The 14168-nt window shown below is 54.9% G+C and carries 14 protein-coding genes; 5 read left to right on the forward strand and 9 right to left on the reverse strand.

The window, feature by feature from the left end; translation table 11 throughout:
- Positions 1 to 10 precede the first annotated feature (10 nt).
- The 3 genes from SCARR_RS11580 to SCARR_RS11590 all read left to right on the forward strand — a co-directional run bounded on the left by SCARR_RS11580 (position 11) and on the right by SCARR_RS11590 (position 2402).
- Entirely contained in the window at positions 11 to 904 is an 894-nt protein-coding gene (locus SCARR_RS11580) for a HEAT repeat domain-containing protein (protein ID WP_136061737.1), read from the forward strand.
- The gene (locus SCARR_RS11585; RefSeq protein ID WP_136061738.1) at positions 901 to 1914 is read left to right on the forward strand and encodes a uroporphyrinogen decarboxylase family protein; all 1014 of its coding nucleotides are present in this window, start codon (positions 901 to 903) and stop codon (positions 1912 to 1914) included. Before SCARR_RS11580 ends, SCARR_RS11585 begins: the two co-directional genes overlap by 4 nt.
- 68 nt (positions 1915 to 1982) lie before the next feature.
- Positions 1983 to 2402 carry a group II truncated hemoglobin gene (locus SCARR_RS11590; RefSeq protein ID WP_136061739.1) on the forward strand — a complete coding sequence of 140 codons (420 nt, stop codon included), beginning with the start codon at positions 1983 to 1985 and terminating at the stop codon, positions 2400 to 2402.
- Here SCARR_RS11590 and SCARR_RS11595 read toward each other — a convergent pair.
- Positions 2399 to 4273, reverse strand: a complete 1875-nt coding sequence (locus SCARR_RS11595) for an ATP-binding protein (RefSeq protein ID WP_168433251.1) — start codon at positions 4271 to 4273, stop codon at positions 2399 to 2401. The genes SCARR_RS11590 and SCARR_RS11595 overlap by 4 nt on opposite strands.
- Before the next feature lie 110 nt (positions 4274 to 4383).
- Complete coding sequence (gene gltX / locus SCARR_RS11600; protein ID WP_136061741.1) at positions 4384 to 5691, reverse strand: glutamate--tRNA ligase; 1308 nt, start codon at positions 5689 to 5691, stop codon at positions 4384 to 4386.
- Positions 5692 to 5845: 154 nt separating this feature from the next.
- Between gltX and hpt the strand changes: the two genes are divergently transcribed.
- Both hpt and SCARR_RS11610 read left to right on the forward strand, forming a co-directional pair.
- Positions 5846 to 6388: a hypoxanthine phosphoribosyltransferase gene (gene hpt, locus SCARR_RS11605; protein ID WP_136061742.1), complete on the forward strand. Its 543-nt coding sequence runs from the start codon at positions 5846 to 5848 to the stop codon at positions 6386 to 6388.
- 112 nt (positions 6389 to 6500) lie between these two features.
- On the forward strand, positions 6501 to 6815 hold the full coding sequence (locus SCARR_RS11610) for a hypothetical protein (RefSeq protein WP_136061743.1): 315 nt from the start codon (positions 6501 to 6503) through the stop codon (positions 6813 to 6815).
- Between the two features lie 519 nt (positions 6816 to 7334).
- Here SCARR_RS11610 and SCARR_RS11615 read toward each other — a convergent pair.
- The 7 genes from SCARR_RS11615 to SCARR_RS11645 form a co-directional block, all read right to left on the reverse strand.
- Positions 7335 to 8579, reverse strand: coding sequence for an IS4 family transposase (locus SCARR_RS11615; RefSeq protein ID WP_136060137.1), 1245 nt, complete (start codon positions 8577 to 8579; stop codon positions 7335 to 7337).
- Between the two features lie 158 nt (positions 8580 to 8737).
- The gene (locus SCARR_RS11620) at positions 8738 to 9007 is read right to left on the reverse strand and encodes an EF-hand domain-containing protein (protein WP_136062167.1); all 270 of its coding nucleotides are present in this window, start codon (positions 9005 to 9007) and stop codon (positions 8738 to 8740) included.
- A 78-nt stretch (positions 9008 to 9085) separates the two neighbouring features.
- Positions 9086 to 9901, reverse strand: coding sequence for a hypothetical protein (locus SCARR_RS11625; RefSeq protein WP_136061744.1), 816 nt, complete (start codon positions 9899 to 9901; stop codon positions 9086 to 9088).
- Between the two features lie 177 nt (positions 9902 to 10078).
- The gene (locus tag SCARR_RS28490; RefSeq protein WP_187356366.1) at positions 10079 to 10975 is read right to left on the reverse strand and encodes a hypothetical protein; all 897 of its coding nucleotides are present in this window, start codon (positions 10973 to 10975) and stop codon (positions 10079 to 10081) included.
- A 236-nt stretch (positions 10976 to 11211) separates the two neighbouring features.
- Positions 11212 to 12429, reverse strand: a complete 1218-nt coding sequence (locus SCARR_RS11635) for a TolC family protein (RefSeq protein WP_136061745.1) — start codon at positions 12427 to 12429, stop codon at positions 11212 to 11214.
- Entirely contained in the window at positions 12429 to 13445 is a 1017-nt protein-coding gene (locus SCARR_RS11640) for an HlyD family secretion protein (RefSeq protein ID WP_136061746.1), read from the reverse strand. Before SCARR_RS11640 ends, SCARR_RS11635 begins: the two co-directional genes overlap by 1 nt.
- Positions 13446 to 13460: 15 nt before the next feature.
- Positions 13461 to 14162, reverse strand: coding sequence for a DUF4956 domain-containing protein (locus SCARR_RS11645; protein WP_136061747.1), 702 nt, complete (start codon positions 14160 to 14162; stop codon positions 13461 to 13463).
- Positions 14163 to 14168: the final 6 nt, after the last annotated feature.

The raw sequence follows: 14168 nt of genomic DNA on the forward strand, positions 1-14168 counted from the left end.
GGAAAACGCCATGAAAAGCCCCATGCTTCCATCCGACCACCAAGCCGCACGGCAGCGGATACTGGAGCTGGGAAGAAGCGGCAAAGCTGACGCACTCCCCGAATTGACTAAGTTGCTGGCCTTGCCGTCGAATGATCTACAGCGGCTTGCAGTTTCAGCCATTGGAAAGCTGGCCGAGTTCGGTGCGGATGCCGAAATGGCGGTGGCTGCCTTGGCACCGCTGGCAAAGCAGGCACGCCATCCCCAAACACAACAATACGCGATTCGCGCACTGGTAAAATATGGCGCTTGGGGTGCGAAACATGTTCACGATCTGCGCGACGTTGCGAGCAATTCCGGTAATAAGGACTATGTCCGCGCCGCAACCGCAACTGCTGCGGATGCCATCGAACTGGCCACGCAGGATGAAAGCATCGGGATAAAGCACCGGTGCCAACGCTGTGGCGCAACACTTTCCGAAGAGGAGCATGTCCAGGCTCAGGTGGCGTTCCAGCGGAACTTTTGCGCCCGTTGCTTCGACGAGGTTTTCTTGGAGCGCCGTAATTTCGAGACGCAGGTGGAGATCAATAAAACGATTGAGGCCCGCGATGGAACACTGGTGCAGTCGAAGGGCGAAAAATGCATTGCCGAGAGGTTGACGACTCACCGCCTGACCTATCGCTACGACTCGAAATGCCGCATTGTTTCCAGCTTTCAGATCCGCCCCGACTTCTACCTTCCGGAACTGGATGTCTATATTGAGTATTGGGGACTCGACACGCCGCAATACAAAATGGCGATGCACAAAAAGCAGATTCTCTATCAGCAGGAAGGTAAGAAGTTGGTTTCCGTCTATCCAAAAGACCTTCACCAGCTCGACCTCCATTTGCGCACAAAGCTACGCCTTTTCGGATTCCGGTCATGAACGGATTCGAACGATATATGGCGATACTGAAAGGCAAACCCGTGGACTTTATTCCGCGGACGCCGATTCTGATGCAGTTTGCCGCGGAGCATATTGGCTCCGACTATGCAAAATTTGCTTCCGACCACCGGGTACTGGTTGAAGCAAACGAGGTTTGCGCCAAGGAATTTGGTTTTGACCAATTGAGCTGCATTTCCGACCCCTACCGTGAAACGCAGGGATTTGGATCCGAGGTCACGTATGTACCTGACGGACCGCCCCGCAGCACGCATCCGCTACAGGCAACCAAGGATCTTTCCGTACTGGCCCAGCCGGACCCGTTCACGTCGGAGCGCATGCTCGACCGCATCAAGGCGGTCGAAAGCTACAAACAAAAATTTGGCGGCGAATATTCCATTCTTGGATGGGTTGAAGGCCCCGCTGCCGAAGCCGCGGATTTGCGCGACCTGACCCCCTTCATGATCGACCTGCTCGACGACGAAGCGTTTGCCTGCGAACTGATGGACCGCTGCACCGACAATGCAATTGCCTTTGCGCGCGCTCAGATCGAGGCCGGAGCCGACACCATCGGCATCGGCGATGCCATCGCCAGCCAGATCGATCCAGATACGTATGAGCAGCTGATCCTGCCGCGCGAAAAAAGGCAGGTCGAAGCGATCCAAGAGATGGGCGCCTTCGCTAAGCTTCACATTTGCGGCAACATTACCCATCTGCTTCCGGGCATCGCCGATCTCGGCATCGACATTATCGATGTCGACCACATGGTTAATCTTTCGGAGGTTCGGAAAACCTTGGGCAACCACGTAGCCATTGCCGGCAACATGGATCCCGTATCCGTTATTTTGAACGCCACTCCCCAAAGCATCCGCGAAGCCACAAACAGGGCTTACAGGGAAGCCGGGAACCCCTTTCTGGTTAATGCCGGGTGCGAAATCCCGCCCGGAACCCCCATTGAAAACCTCAAGGCACTGTGCGAACCCTTGGCCTTTAAACTGAAAGCCTTGGAATAATAATTCCCTGTAGGGCTGGATATCTCTGAAGCATGCCGTTATATAGTACCGTTTTAGTGAGGTTTATTATGTCCCATGATTTAGAAACGCTTTACGAATCCTATCGCACAGGTGACAACCAGTTCCAGCTCGCCGGCGGCGTTGAGGGAATTACGAAGCTGGCGAACGATTTTTATGACCAGATGACAACGCTTCCGGAAGCCCGGCGGATCCTGCACATGCACCCGACGGATCTAACGGAGTCGCGCGAAAAGCTGGCGCGCTTTCTTTGCGGCTATATGAACGGCCCAGAGCTGTATGAAGAAAAGTACGGCCCGATCCAGCTCACCCCGGCGCATGCGCACCTAGCCATCGGAACCACCGAAAAAGAAGCCTGGCTGCTCTGCATGAGAAAAGCGATGGATCTGCAGCCCTACCCGCAGGAATTCAAGGATTTCATAATGAAGCGTCTGGAGATTCCCGCCGGCCGCTGCCAAAACCGGCCCTAGCCGTCTTTTTCCAACCATTTGAAAAGTGTATCGGAGAGCTCGGCAACGTTGATGGGCTTGGTGATGTAGGCGTCCATGCCTCCGGCTAGGCAACGTTCGCGGTCGCCGTTAAGGGCGTGCGCCGTCATAGCGATGATCGGCAGGCGGGGCAGGTTTTCTTTGGTTTCCTTGTCACGGATGGCCAAGGTGGTTTCCAGTCCATCCTTCTTGGGCATCTGCACATCCATCAGAACCAGATCGTAGCGACCTTCTGCTAGTTTTTGAAGCGCTTCGTCGCCATCGTGGGCGGAATCGACGGAACAACCCATCTTCTTGAGCGTGCGCAAGGCAACGGTTTGATTGACCAGATTGTCCTCCACCACCAGCACGAGAACCGAACGACCAAGAACTTTCATGCGTTCACGCGCCGACACCAGCGTGTTGGAGGTGGCATTGGCATCGTCGTCGCTATGGTTGCGCGCATCGGTTTTAGCAAAGTCGAATGCAATCTGGCCACCTTTGCATTTCTGCAGATCGATCGGGATCTCGAACCAAAACACAGATCCTTCCCCGACGGAGCTTTCAGCGCCGATCTCGCCGTCCATCATTTCAACCAGCTGCTTGCAGATGGTCAACCCCAGCCCGCTGCCTCCATATTTACGGGACGTGGAAGCATCGAGCTGTTCGAAGGCGTTGAAGATGTGAGGCAGGTGCTCCTTCTCAATGCCAATTCCAGAATCGCGCACCTCGAACCGCAAGTGCACATGGCCCTTGTGTTTATCGGCCAATGAAACGCTCAACACCACTTCGCCCTTTTCGGTAAACTTGATCGCATTGCCGGCCAGGTTTGTCAGGATCTGCCGCAGGCGCCCCACGTCGCCGCTCAGTTGGGCGGGCACTTCGGAATCGACATGCACCAGCAGATTGATGCCTTTGCGGTGGGCCTGGAGAGAAAGGATTGCATACAGGTCTTCGATCACGTTCTTAAGGTCAAAGTCCAGAATCTCAATATCGAGGTGGCCCGCTTCAATTTTTGAAAAATCAAGAATGTCGTTCACCACCGAAAGCAGCGCCTTGCCGCTGCGCCGGACCGTCTGCGCGAGGTCTTGCTGGTCGGGGCTAAGATCCGAGTCCAGCAGCAGATTCGTCACGCCGATGATGCCGTTCATGGGCGTACGGATCTCGTGGCTCATGTTGGCGAGAAATTCACTTTTGGCAATGTTGGCCGACTGGGCTTCGACGGCGAGTTGGTTGGCGCGCTCCATGGAGGCCGTTATCTGCGCATTGGCTTCAGCAAGCTGCGCACGGGCTTCTTCGGTGTCTTCGTTCATGCTGACGAGCATGGCGATGTTGGCCTCGCGCGTGCGCAACAGCTCTTCGCGGGCCTGCTCCGACTGACGGCGCGAGGTGACGTTCATGGCGGAAAAAATAACCCCCTCGGCAGGTTCGGCTGAATCGAGTGCACTCAAGCCGAGCAGTATGTCGAGAATGCGCCCGTCCTTGTGTTTCCAGCGCGTAGCGACCGACGTTTCCCCGCTTTCGCGCAACGCGGCATACGCAACTTTGCCTATCCGGGCATATTCGGCATCGTCAGGATAAATAAAGCAGGTATTCTGCCCCACCAGCTCTTCTTCGGCATAGCCCGTGAGGTCGAGCATTGGACAGTTGACCCACTCGAAACGACGGTTGCGCACCATGCCGATGCCGACCGGCACGGCGGAAAGAATGCCCTTCATTTGCACTTCGCTTTTTTCGACGGCAATACGCAACTGTTCCCCTTGTTCGCGAGCACGGTCCATGCTCGCGACACGCTCCTTCATGAGAATCCGCAACTTGCGGTTCCAAACCAGCACGCCGGCCATCAGCAGCACGACCACCAGCTGAAACGCCATCAACAACGGCCACCAAAGGTCCGAACCGGACAAGGGCGATGCTGAACAGATTGTGAGGAGCAGTTCCATTTTTTAAATGTCTGCGAGAATCCATATCGCAAACGCTGCGTTTATGACAAAAACAGACGCACAGTGCGATCTATTCTTGCAAGTACCCGCTCACGCCCCAGCACGGCCAGCATCGGGAACAGGTCAGGGCCGGACTGGATGCCGGTGACGGCGAGGCGCGCCGGCGCCATCACGGCGCCAAAACCCAGGCCGGACGTTTCAACAAAGTCATGCAGCGCTTTGTCGGTGCTCGCTTCGTCGAAGGTTTCCAGTTCTTGGAAAATCGCCTTCACCTGCGCAAGGACATCCGCCACGCCGTCCTTCTGCAGTTTTTTGCGGACGGCCTTTTCGTCATAGTCAAACTCGTCGGTAAAGAAATATCCAACCATGGGCACAATGTCGGCCACGGTTTTAACCCGCTCGCGCACCAGCCCAAAAACCTGCTTGGCATAATCGGCATCGGCTTCGATGCCGGCTTTCGCCACAGCCTCGAAACACATGGCCTCAAATTCCGCCTCCGGCAGTTTGAGCATGTATTCGCCGTTCATCCAGGTCAGCTTCCGCAGATCCACCTGCGCGGCCGACGACTGGCAGCGGGCCAGCTCAAAGGCTTCAATCATTTCTTCGCGGGTCATCACTTCGCGGTCGTCGCCCGGCGACCAGCCGAGGAGTGCAAGATAGTTGAAGAGCGCGTCGCCGAGGAAGCCCTTCTCGCGGAAGTCGCCCACAAAGGCGTCGCCGTCGCGCTTGGAATAGGGCTTGCCCTGCGCGTTTACAATCATGGGAAGATGCGCAAAATTCGGCACGTCGGCGTCCAGCGCCTGATAGAGCGCAATGTGGCGGAAGGTGTTTTCCACATGGTCATCGCCTCGGATGACGTGGGTTACGCCCTGCTCGATATCGTCGAGCACATTGGCCAGATGAAACACCGGGGTGCCGTTGGAGCGGACGATCACAAAATCCTGCATGTTTTCGGCCGCTTTTTTAAGCGGGCCCTTGATGCCGTCGACGTACGCGCTGTCGGTGCCCGGCATTCTGAAGATGACGCATTCGCCCTGGCCGGTGCCGCCCTTGTCCTCTTTATAGGCCAAGCCTTTCGAGAGGAGCGTTTCCGCGGCTTCGAGGTGCGCCTCCATGCGGGTGCTCTGGTAGAGCGGTTCGCCGTCAATATCGAGCTTCAACCAGTCCATGGCTTCGAGCAGCGTCTGGATCGCCTCGGGCGTCGAGCGCTCGCGGTCGGTGTCTTCGACGCGCAGCAGGAATTCGCCGCCCATGTGGCGGGCAAACAGCCAGTTGTAGATGGCGGCGCGCATATTGCCAATATGAACATTGCCCGTCGGGCTCGGTGCAAAACGTGTACGTACTTTCATGCTTCAAATCTCCGATTTGACGTGAGGCGTGAAACGTGAGCCGTGATTCTTTATTTCACGACTCACGGATCAATCGTCACGCAACTATTCTTCTCAAAATCATTTCTTCGGGCATCTAATTATTCTACTTTCAACAGAACGTAGAGGCTACCCCATGAGAGCGCACGATGTAAAAGAAATCCTGATCGATAAATCTGAAATTGCGCAGCGCGTTGATTCGCTGGTGGATGAGATCATCAGCGACCTTAAACCGGAGCGATTGCTCGTAGTCGGCATTCTGAAAGGAAGCTTCATGTTTTTGGCGGATCTGATGCGGAGCTTCCACCGCCACAACGTGCATCCGCGGATCGATTTCCTGACGCTGTCGAGCTATGGCTCCGGCACCATCTCTTCCGGCACCGTCGACATCATCCACGACCTGCGCGATGACCTCTCCGGCGCCGAAGTGCTGCTCGTCGACGACATCCTCGACACTGGGCGCACGCTGGCCTTCACCAAAAAGATCATGCTCGAACGCGGCGCCAAATCCGTCCATTCCTGCGTGCTGCTCGATAAAAAAGCGCACCGCTCGGTTGAATTTGAGGCCGACTATGCCGGCTTCGCCATCAACGACCACTTTGTGGTGGGCTACGGGCTCGACTACGACAACCTCTACCGCGAACTGCCACACATCGCCAAGGTCGGCTTTCACGAATAAATTGACCGCGTCGGGCTACATGACTGATGCGCCCGGCCAGTTAAAACTCTGCGAATAAAAGGAAAGGGATTTTTTGAGGCACATTCCCGCGGCATTTCTTTTTACTTCCGGCATGAAACAGAACATTCAAATGCCGAATCCACGCGAACAACAGATCCTTGATGGCCTGACGATTCGCCTCATCCGCAGGGATGAGCATGGCTGCGATGAGCAGTTGATCGATAAACAGCACTGCCTCAAGAGTGCGCAACTCGTGGGCGAACAGCTCCGCTATGTGGTCGAATACGACGGCGAATGGCTAGCGCTGCTCAACTGGAATGCGGGAAGCGGCCGGATGGCCGCTCTTCATCATCGCTTGCCTCCAGTTGATCGATATCTAACAAAAAAATCATCTGTTTATTGCAAACAAACAACTGGCTTTAGCTGACTCGCGTATATTTCATGGGGGATGGGGGTTTTTCAACTAGCCCCAGACGAATCGGTTTTCAACAAACCCACCAACCGGCGACGGACGCCGGGCGCGTGCCTTGGCCTCCCTTTCCGCGGCCGCAGCTTCGCCGTCTCGGTTTCTGTGGCAAATAGATCCATTGCCCGGTTGTAAAACTGCGATGCGACGGAACGTCTTCCTTCCAAAAAATGAAGCCAAGCCAATCGGAAGAAATCCGAAGAAGATGGATCGCTTTCCATCATAACCTGTTCATGGATCTTTAACGCCTCGAAAATATGCCCGTCTCTCTCAGCATCGAGAGAGGCCAACCACAAGTCTCGTATTGTCGGCGGCGCGAGATCTATTTGGTTTCACTGTCATCCCATAGAGGACGCTAACGGAGTGTCAGCTCCCGTTTTTGTTAAGGTTTCTGATGTTTAGTTTATTTAGTCGATTCCGATTTTTTGTTGAAGAGTAATGATGATTCCCCGTTTTAAACAGTTGGCTGTCCCACAGCATTTAGATGAACCCCGGCAGATACGCCTGTTCCGGTGCTCCTCGGATGCGACCGGGTGGTTTGGCTGTCCCATAGGATTCCAGCAAGGCGGGCAGGTTCCAGCGACGCCAAAGCGAGACCCTTACGACGGTGAACAGGCGCTTGAAGCTGTGATCCCATCCGTGCATGAATTTGAGACAGCGCATCAGCAGATGGACGAGCAGCCCGGTCCATACCTGCCAGCGTACGGCATTAGCGCTGTAGCCGAGAAAGTCGGAGAGCTGGAGCGTCTGTTTGATTTCCTTAAAGAACACCTCGATATCCCACCGGCAGCGGTAGAGCTCCGCGACCGTCCACGCGCTCCACTCCAGATGGTTGGTCAGGAAGACCATTTCGACATCCTTGCCGTTGATCTCCACGAGGGCTACAACGCGGCGCAACTCGCACGGGTAGGCCTTCTTCGATTTTTCGAGCATCAGCTCGATGACTTCGTCGCGAAGGATGCGCTTGTTTTTAGTCGTTTCGAGGGAGCGCATCACCGTGTACTGCATGTTGTCTTTCGCTCGACCCGCCCAATTAATGCCGCGCTCCGTTAGCTCAAAGAGATGCTTGAATTTGATATAAGCCTTGTCGAATACAACGATTTCTCCGGCTTCAAGGTCGGCACACAAGCTCAAGGTCTTGCGGCTGTCATGGTGTTTTGCAGTGTCGACAATGGCACATCGTGGAAGGAAGCTTTGCAGGTCCAGACGCATGTGGCACTTCGCGGCGGCCTTGCGGCGGCGGTGCTTTGCCCAGTCCATGCTATTGGCCACCAGCTGTATCGTGGTCGAATCGAGCGCATGGATCGCCTTGCTGAAGCGACGGAGGTATCCACTACGCACCTTTCCCTTCGCAAAACCAGGCACCGTGTCCATCAGATGCTTCATCATGCTCCAATAAAGCTCTTCGGCCATGTTCGCGTCGCGCACTTGATTCGCATGGCTCAGGTTGTTGCGGGACGGTGGAACCGCACCGCGGATGGTGGAGAGCGCCGCCGCATTCATCTGGAGCGCGTCGCATACATCGTTAAGCCCGAGCGCATGAGCAAAGTGGGCATAAAGCAGCGAAACCACATGGCTCCATGGCGTGTACGTCCGGCTTCGGGCATCGACGCCATGCTTCTTCGCAAGGTTCGTGACCATGTGTCCGGGAATCAGATTGCACAATTGCTTCAAGGTTGTATACCTATGTCCGGCTGGTTTGTGTTTTTGTCTCTGTTTTTTCATACCCTCCGAGTGGAGGATTTAGAGCTCACAAGCCAGCCTTTTTATTTAAAATCTATGGGATGACAGTGATTTGGTTTTCATTCATTGCATTCGCCTTGTTAAGGAACTCCCCCCAGAGGCGCATCGCGCGACTGGAAGGAGTTTGGGGGAATAGAAAACTATCGGCGGCCACCGCCGAGAGGCGGACCGGTTGGAGCCTCTTCCTCGGAAATAAATCCATCGCCGTCTTTATCGGACTCGGTAAAGTGTTTCGATGGCCCGTCAAATTCTTTCTGCGACACCTTGCCGTCGCCATTCTTGTCGAGCCGCTTCACGAAATCGGCACCGGAGGCTTTGCCCCGGCCACCACCGCCTCCGGGCGGACCGCCCGGGCCTTTGCAACCCATGCTCGCAGCGAGCAACAACAAAAGTCCCAATCGCTTCATCATCTCCGTTTCTCCTTAAGGGTAATTTAATGATCCGTTTATTGTTCACCAGCACACGAAAGAAAACCGTTTCCTGCAGCGCTACGAATTCCAGCTGCGGGGTATAGAGCGCTTTACGGCGGTCCGGCTTGCGCCGGTCATATCCTGCAAAGAATCCTGCTCCATATTTTTGGGCAGCGAAATACTGCGTTCCATGCGGCCGCCGTCCGGAGTGGCCATGGAAATCGTGACGAGAATGCCGCTGCTGCTTCCGGCGGAGCCCGCCTCGGCGTGCTGTTCAAGAACGGCAACGCGGTCGGTGGTAAAATTTTTCCACCCGCCCGCTTCCAAGCCGCCGACCGGAATCGTTCCTTTAACGATCTTTATATTGGGTGCCGTGACGAGCGCCCATTCCTCTTGGAGGCCGTTCTGATCCGTCCATTTATGGCTCTCCTGCGGATAGACATTCTCGCCCGCAGCAGGGAGGTCGTAGGCATAGTAGATAAGATAGTTCATAGTCAGGTTTTCCATGGGCAGTCCTGTCCGGTTGCAAATGGAAATCTCGTATTGGTATTCAGAAACGGAACCGAACGTGCTCACTTCGCTTCTGCGTTCAGTGCTCTGCCCTTTTTTCACGACAGTGCGCCGCGGAATGATTGCGAATTTTTCCGGAGACATAAAGAGGCTGCACGGCGCCCATTGCTTGACATAGACTTGATCTGCTTCCGAAAACGCGGCGCTTTTCACCCGAATGACCTGGAGGTCGTCCCGCTGAATTTCAACCGTGTCCATTTTGCTGTCGTAGGATAGCACCTTGGCGTTGAGCGTGCGTCCGTCATTGGCGGTGAATTCCCGGAATTCGTCAGCCGCCTGCACGGCCAGGGTGATGCATGTAAACAATACGATGAGTTTTTCCATTTTTTTATATCTCCTGCCTATCGGTCGTTTCTATTTTCTAAATTCCTGCTAGCGCTTTTTTTGATCGGCGGCTCTCATTGAGCGATCTCTTTTCCGGTAGGACGCCAATCATTTGAACAGAGAAAGATGACAGCATCTTCTGTTGAATCATGAATTTGCTGTCATTAATTCCGTCATTCATGAATCCCAGCGGTAGTCCTTCATAATTCGTTTCGGCAGGGCTATATCGCGTTCAACCAGACTGCCATCAGGCGCTTTCATAAATACCTTAATCCAGATCCCGTTCACTGTTGCTTCGAGATCAATCATCGTCCCCTGCGCTTGCCTGCCCGCATTACGCTCCAGAATGACGAAATCGGTCGTGCTAAGCTTGACGCGGTCACCGGCATCCAACTGCCCGATCTCAAGCACCCCCCGCTTCACTTGGGCTTCGGGCTGCGCCACAAAAGTTCCTTGCTGCATGCCGCCCGACTGCCCCTGCCGCGCATTGGATTCACCCGCAAAGGGAACCTCCTCCCTGACCGGCCGTTCCTGCATGTAGAAAATCCTGTATTCCGCCTTCATCCCCCCTAAAGGAATGCCGGATCGATTGACCAGAGTCAGGTCGTAGCGATATTTCGTGTTCTTGTCGGTGGCCAGCACGCTGGAGCCTCCCCCCATACTGCCTTCATCTCCGCCGCCGGGACCGCCTTGCCCCCCTCCTTGCCGACCGCCACCCGGACCGCCTTGACTCCCCCCTTGTTGACCGCCCCCCATCTGGGTGCCTTCATGCTTGCGCCGCCACTTCTTCACCGTGGTGCACCGAGGAAGCACGGTTAGCTTTGAAGCGTCAAGGAACAGGCCGCACGGGGTCCACTGCCGGATGTACGCCTGATCGTCCGGCTGAAAGGCATTGCGCTGAACGCTGATTCGTTGTCCGTCTTCCCGCTCGATTTTCACTTTTCCCGAGCCGGCATCGTAGGTAATTACCTTCGCCTTGAGCGTCCGTCCATCTCGGGCGGTGAATTCACGGAATTCTTCGGCCGCCTGCGCGACGAGGGTGATGCAGCTGAACAGTACAATGAGCGTTTTCATTTTATGCCTCCTGTTGGTTTGTCCTGTTGTCATAAAAGCATTGGAACAGGAAAAGATGACAGGCAGGCACGGGGAAAAATGAATCATCTGTCATGTTCATTGGCCCATCTCTGGAAATTAGAAAATTCCAGACTTTGAAATACTGCAAGGTCTGGAACCGGAACGAGCTATACGGATGTTTATCACCGCGCTTAATGATTCAAGCGTTAACTATATACAGATTGAAACAGCCTGATTTAGTTCGAGAACATCCCCAGCTCTTTCGCGATATCCACGGCAATCTGCTCTTTGATGCAAAGCGCCCGAGCGGACTGCAGCGATACATCCAGCATGCGTTCGCGCACCAGCATCAGATCGCGAAGATCCTCCAGCCGTCCGGTCTCCATCTGACCGAGGTCTTCCCCAAGCTGTTCAAGCAGGGGGTTGATTCGACAGTTCCGATCTCCGGCCTGTGCATAGTAGGCTTTTGAGGTTTTAAGCAATACGCGAAGCCGATTACTGATTACCCGTCGCTGAAACTCCATGGTGGACTGAGAAAGGGCCTGTTGCCTCTGGTACACCGCAATATCCGGATTGTGGGTGCCCCATGGCAGCACAAAGGAAGCGGACAGCCCGAAGGTGGTCTCGCCGTTGTTATGATCGACCTGCACATCCGGCTGGATATATTTCAAACGAAACCCGTCTTCCTGGCGGGCAACGGCTTCCGCCGCGGCAATGGAGCGGGCATGCACATCAAAGCTTTTATAATCCGGACGGTTTTCCAAGGCCTGTTGAAGCATGGTTTCAAACTGCATCTGCGAAGGCATTTCAACCACAGCGGTTTCCGCCATTTTTGAAAGGTCTGTATTGGGACCGATCAGAAGATACAGTTTCTGTTCAACCCCGAGCCGCGTACTTTTCACCTTTTCCTGATTGTTCACCAGATCCAGATACAAGCTGTACAGCTTGGCCCGGTCAACAACCAACAATTGGTTCAGCTCAACCTCAACATCGGCTTTCTCTAAATAAGGTTCCAGCAGGGCCAGCTCGTTTACATACAATTCGAACTGACGGTTGAGCATGCGGTATTCACAGAAGAGACGATAGACCTCAACAATTTCCTGCCACTCCAGCAGAGCCACCCGCAGCTGCTCTTCTTCCGCCACCAAAGCCAGTTGCTCCCGGAGCTTCGACCGGCTCCAACGGGACGGCAGATAGATCCTCAGCGCAGCTCCGACATCATCGTCCGAAACCCGGGGACGGAGCTCGAGGCCATATTCCGAACGGCTCTGCGCCTGCGCCCGCGCCTGCTCCAGCGCAATGCTTTCTTCAAGCAGCACGCTTTCTGAGCGTTGGATAATGCTCGCATGCAGATCGCCCTGCTTCATGACTTTGTCCAAATCCAGCTCCGCAGCAGAAGCCGGCAGCATCACCCCTGAAGCGAATATCAAAAGAAAAAAGAGTATTGTGCGCATTATCGTTTCCCAAGCCATTGATCCAAAACCGAAACATCCGGCACCACAACCACCTGCTCGCCAGGCACCAGCTCCATGCCGGGCTCAAGTTCAATCACGATCCGTCGGCCCCGGAGAATTTGATCGCCGAAACCGGTAAAAACCGGAAGCTTTCGAATGTCCGCGGTTACGGTTCTGACCATGCCGCAATAGATCTTGCGACTGGCAGAAGCAATGACCTTGCACCGTTCGCCTTCTGCAATATCCATACGCTTTTCCTCGGGCATGAAAGCAATGATTCGTGCGGTTGACACATTACTGATACGAATCACCGGATCGCCGGTTTCCACCACATCACCCGGTTGATGCAGCACTTCCGCCACCACGCCCGCCGTGCGGACTTCCAGACGGCACTGCGCAGCCTGAAGCGTTTTCAGTTCTTTTCCATTGTAAAGCGCAACATCCTGTTCAATCAGCTTCAACCGTTGTTCGAGCTGGGCAATCAGCGTTGGATAATGCGCCAGTATATCCTTAATTGATTCGATCTGCGGACGAACATCCTTCACATCCTGCTCAAGGATGAGGTTTTTCGCCCGCAGTTCTTCCGTACGCTTCCACTGCCCTTCCAGAGCCTTCAGCTCGGCCTCTGTGCGGGCCTGCTCCAGACGCAGGCCCTCAATATCACATCGGATCGACTGCACCTTATCGCGGGTCTTCATCAGCGAGGCCTGATCCATCAGCAGCTCAGAAGCCAGCGTTTCATTATCCAGCTCGCCAATCAGCTGTCCGGCGTGTACCGGATCACCCAGATTCACCGTGAGAGATTTAAGGCGGCCGTTTTCCAATGGCGAAACATATTCGTAGGTGCGCTCGGCCACCCCGTAGAAGCGGATGCGGTGCATGCCGCCGGGCAGTAGAACGAGCACCGCAACCGCGGCCGCCAACCAGACCACCCAAGGCCATCCACTGAATAGTTGGCGGATTAAATTCCGGCGACGCTGGCGAAGGGCGGGACGTTTGAATGTTTTATCAGTCATTATTCACTCCCTCCTTTAAAGTTCAACGGTGGTACGCTGCATCACCAGATTTACCTCGGCAATGGAATCCGCGGCCTCGAGCTTCTTCACGAGATCAACCTGATAGGATGGGTCAATCAATCGAACCTGATAGGAATATTCCAGCAGATTGCCCTGCACGGCCTCGCGCATGGCGAGCAGTGTGTAGGCACTGCAGCATTCATCCAGAATTCCGTTCACTTCCAAACGGGCCTTGTCATCGTTTGTTTCAACCAGGAAGCGCAGCATGGCTTCGTAGCGCCGACGGGTGGCGAACGGTGCCCAGTGCAGCAGTGCAATGACCGAACTCAGAAGAAAGCAGCCGGTTACGGCCACGGCGAACATGCCCGCCCCGCAGGCGATACCCAGCCCGAGCGCCGCAAACAGAAACATCATGTCACGCGGATCCCGGACCACCGTTCGGAAACGAATCAACGACAGCGCTCCCAGCACACCGATTCCTCGGGCCAAGCTGTCCCCCATCGACATCATCACCATGCACGTGATCATGCCGCCGAGAATCAAGGTATGCACAAACGACCGCGAATAAGAAAGCGACTGAAAAGTCACCTGATACAGCTTCGCAATCACTGAACACAACACAAAGGCCAGCAGCATGGCTGAAATCACATGCTGCAAACTTAAACTCTGCGAACTCCCCGCCGCAGAAATCAGATCACTCCATCCGCCCGTATTCATACCTCT

Origin of the sequence: Pontiella sulfatireligans (genome assembly GCF_900890705.1) — a bacterium.
In the GTDB taxonomy this organism is placed as follows: domain Bacteria; phylum Verrucomicrobiota; class Kiritimatiellia; order Kiritimatiellales; family Pontiellaceae; genus Pontiella; species Pontiella sulfatireligans.

Excerpts from the sequence above, each read along its gene's own strand:
- SCARR_RS11580 (WP_136061737.1), top strand. The coding sequence starts at position 11 with ATGAAAAGCCCCATGCTTCCATCCGACCACCAAGCCGCACGGCAGCGG.
- SCARR_RS11585 (WP_136061738.1), top strand. The coding sequence starts at position 901 with ATGAACGGATTCGAACGATATATGGCGATACTGAAAGGCAAACCCGTG.
- SCARR_RS11590 (WP_136061739.1), top strand. The coding sequence starts at position 1,983 with ATGTCCCATGATTTAGAAACGCTTTACGAATCCTATCGCACAGGTGAC.
- SCARR_RS11595 (WP_168433251.1), bottom strand. The coding sequence starts at position 4,273 with ATGGCGTTTCAGCTGGTGGTCGTGCTGCTGATGGCCGGCGTGCTGGTT.
- gltX (WP_136061741.1), bottom strand. The coding sequence starts at position 5,691 with ATGAAAGTACGTACACGTTTTGCACCGAGCCCGACGGGCAATGTTCAT.
- hpt (WP_136061742.1), top strand. The coding sequence starts at position 5,846 with ATGAGAGCGCACGATGTAAAAGAAATCCTGATCGATAAATCTGAAATT.
- SCARR_RS11610 (WP_136061743.1), top strand. The coding sequence starts at position 6,501 with ATGAAACAGAACATTCAAATGCCGAATCCACGCGAACAACAGATCCTT.
- SCARR_RS11615 (WP_136060137.1), bottom strand. The coding sequence starts at position 8,579 with ATGAAAAAACAGAGACAAAAACACAAACCAGCCGGACATAGGTATACA.
- SCARR_RS11620 (WP_136062167.1), bottom strand. The coding sequence starts at position 9,007 with ATGATGAAGCGATTGGGACTTTTGTTGTTGCTCGCTGCGAGCATGGGT.
- SCARR_RS11625 (WP_136061744.1), bottom strand. The coding sequence starts at position 9,901 with ATGGAAAAACTCATCGTATTGTTTACATGCATCACCCTGGCCGTGCAG.
- SCARR_RS28490 (WP_187356366.1), bottom strand. The coding sequence starts at position 10,975 with ATGAAAACGCTCATTGTACTGTTCAGCTGCATCACCCTCGTCGCGCAG.
- SCARR_RS11635 (WP_136061745.1), bottom strand. The coding sequence starts at position 12,429 with ATGCGCACAATACTCTTTTTTCTTTTGATATTCGCTTCAGGGGTGATG.
- SCARR_RS11640 (WP_136061746.1), bottom strand. The coding sequence starts at position 13,445 with ATGACTGATAAAACATTCAAACGTCCCGCCCTTCGCCAGCGTCGCCGG.
- SCARR_RS11645 (WP_136061747.1), bottom strand. The coding sequence starts at position 14,162 with ATGAATACGGGCGGATGGAGTGATCTGATTTCTGCGGCGGGGAGTTCG.